A 1,993-nucleotide genomic window follows, 5' to 3' on the forward strand; every position below is an offset into this window, starting at 1 on the left:
CTTTTCCTGTTGTTGCCTTCTTAATTGTGCCAACAGGAATGCCTTCATATGGTATCTGATGATGTTCACACCACGCTGTTAGAGTTGCTAGAAAGCCTCCGTAAATATGAGAAGCGTCTGTACCCACATGCCGGCGCACCTCTTCAAAATACACCGCGTCAATTTCATCAACAGATTTCTTTAGTTCAGAAAGCCATTTCTTAAAGCGCAGATAACGCATGCCACCGCCTTCAAAACGGCGTGATTAAAAATCTTCTGTATCGCTTGTGATAAAACCATCCGCACCACGTATCGCCCAGCCTGTCTTAGTCCCTAGATCAAGACATAAAATGGATTGTGCGTTAGTGATCATAATCCCCCCTTAAGGCTCTACGTATTTATATGTGTGCTATGACAGAGCGTTTAGTCATAAATTAAAAAAAATGAACTCACTCAATTCAAAAATACACTGCATGCCTCATCTCGTTACATTCAATGTTTGGACCGATTGTGTTTTTCAAAAATTTTTTGAGAGTTTTCTTTGAAATATTTTGTGTCGCCATGCATCTTTATGGACAATTCTGGTCCTAAAGAATTTTTGGCTATTAAATGGTTGTTTTCATCAAAAGAAAAATTCCAATCAGAATTATTAAAAACGATTGTACAGCCTTCTGGAAAACCTATTTCCTGTATTAAATCTTTCAAAATATAAAAAGTATAATATGATTTTTGCAAAACATTTACATAGCTTTGCTCTTTTTTACGATATAAATAAAAAACTTTACGATAGGCCCACAAACAAAAAACCGTAATTACATTGGTCGTAAAAAGTATAATAATTGCCGCTAAACCATAATCCATCTTTACTTTCTTTCTTCTTTAAGAGTGTGAATGATGCTGTTGATGTTCATTCTTTTCTTCATATTGAGATTGCAACATTTCATTTTGTTCACATGGCTTCATGCAAACAGTGGAACCCTTGACAAAAGAAGGCGTTGCTTTTTCTTGTATTGCAGTAGCAAAATTTTCTTGATACCAATCACTAGGACTTACATAATTATCCGTAATCTTTGCTATTTGCTTTATTATCCTAGGCTGAGGAAATCTCTTCTTATTTATGTAACGCGCTATTGATGTCTGTGTAACACCTATAGAGGCTGCAAACTCAGCGTAAGTAATATTATTCTTCAATAAATATGATTTTAGCTTAAACATTCCTAAATCATACCGTAGTGGTATTTTTAATGCAAGAGATTTTTACCGTATTGGTATTTGAAAGATAAAATTTTTTTTATAGGATAAGAATCATGAATAACTTAAAATTTTTCAGAGAGAAAATGGGCTTAAGCTCTAAAAAGTTAGCTGAATTAGCAGGTACGAGTCAACCACAGATTTTTCGCTTAGAAAATGGTCATCGGAAATTAACAAAAGAATGGGCTATACGTTTAGCACCTCATTTATCCGTTACCCCTAAACAATTGATGTTTTCAGAACAGGAGACAAATAACTTAGATGCACAAATAGAAGATATGCTCGAACATCTAAGTTATGATAACAAAGTTAAACTTCTTGATCTTCTTTCTTCATTTTATCAAGAAAAGAAATAATAAATTTCTTTTTTTCATCCTCTGTTAATTTTTTCCAAAACGCTAATATTTTTTCATCAATCAATAGATTTTTATCCATTATTTCACCCCTTCCAAATATAAAATAAAAAAATAACCATTTTGGTATTGACTTAATATTACCATAATGGTATAGATGTCTCATAAACCACGCACAAACAATCGCCAAGAGGCGTTAGGGAGGAAAAATTATGGATAAGCCAATTCTTATAAATTCTGATGAAATCTTATTAGTTGTCTATGATGATGATCAAAACATTGGTCGGTCGGGACCACTGGATGAAAGCCAAGTTCTAAAAATTATTGACGAGGCAGATGATGCAATCCAAATCTTTCGCATCAATCCTTCTGAGAATAATTGTGAAGATATCTCTGAAGAAATTGCAGAA

At 33.5% G+C, this 1,993-nt stretch carries 3 protein-coding genes and 2 pseudogenes; 2 read left to right on the plus strand and 3 right to left on the minus strand.

What is annotated here, in order from left to right:
• From ACFIK1_RS05145 to ACFIK1_RS05155, 3 genes and pseudogenes are all read right to left on the minus strand, one after another.
• Positions 1-352: pseudogene (locus ACFIK1_RS05145) on the minus strand (hypothetical protein); the annotation flags it as partial.
• 119 nt (positions 353-471) lie between these two features.
• A complete protein-coding gene (locus ACFIK1_RS05150) occupies positions 472-840 on the minus strand; it encodes a hypothetical protein (RefSeq protein WP_375613947.1) in 369 nt (122 codons plus the stop codon).
• Between the two features lie 18 nt (positions 841-858).
• Positions 859-1,194 (minus strand): helix-turn-helix domain-containing protein, encoded by a 336-nt coding sequence (locus tag ACFIK1_RS05155; RefSeq protein ID WP_375662238.1) that lies wholly within the window; start codon positions 1,192-1,194, stop codon positions 859-861.
• A 92-nt stretch (positions 1,195-1,286) separates the two neighbouring features.
• Here ACFIK1_RS05155 and ACFIK1_RS05160 point away from each other — a divergent pair, with 92 nt between their 5' ends.
• Positions 1,287-1,586 (plus strand): helix-turn-helix domain-containing protein, encoded by a 300-nt coding sequence (locus ACFIK1_RS05160; RefSeq protein ID WP_015856266.1) that lies wholly within the window; start codon positions 1,287-1,289, stop codon positions 1,584-1,586.
• 209 nt (positions 1,587-1,795) lie between these two features.
• A pseudogene (locus ACFIK1_RS05165) lies at positions 1,796-1,993 on the plus strand (hypothetical protein); the annotation flags it as partial.

Origin of the sequence: Bartonella sp. OC16QHHD, from assembly GCF_042194035.1 — a bacterium.
Taxonomy (GTDB): Bacteria; Pseudomonadota; Alphaproteobacteria; order Rhizobiales; family Rhizobiaceae; genus Bartonella.

Bases quoted from the DNA above. Each gene is read 5' to 3' on its own strand.
- ACFIK1_RS05150 (WP_375613947.1), bottom strand. From the start codon at position 840: ATGGATTATGGTTTAGCGGCAATTATTATACTTTTTACGACCAATGTA.
- ACFIK1_RS05155 (WP_375662238.1), bottom strand. From the start codon at position 1,194: ATGTTTAAGCTAAAATCATATTTATTGAAGAATAATATTACTTACGCT.
- ACFIK1_RS05160 (WP_015856266.1), top strand. From the start codon at position 1,287: ATGAATAACTTAAAATTTTTCAGAGAGAAAATGGGCTTAAGCTCTAAA.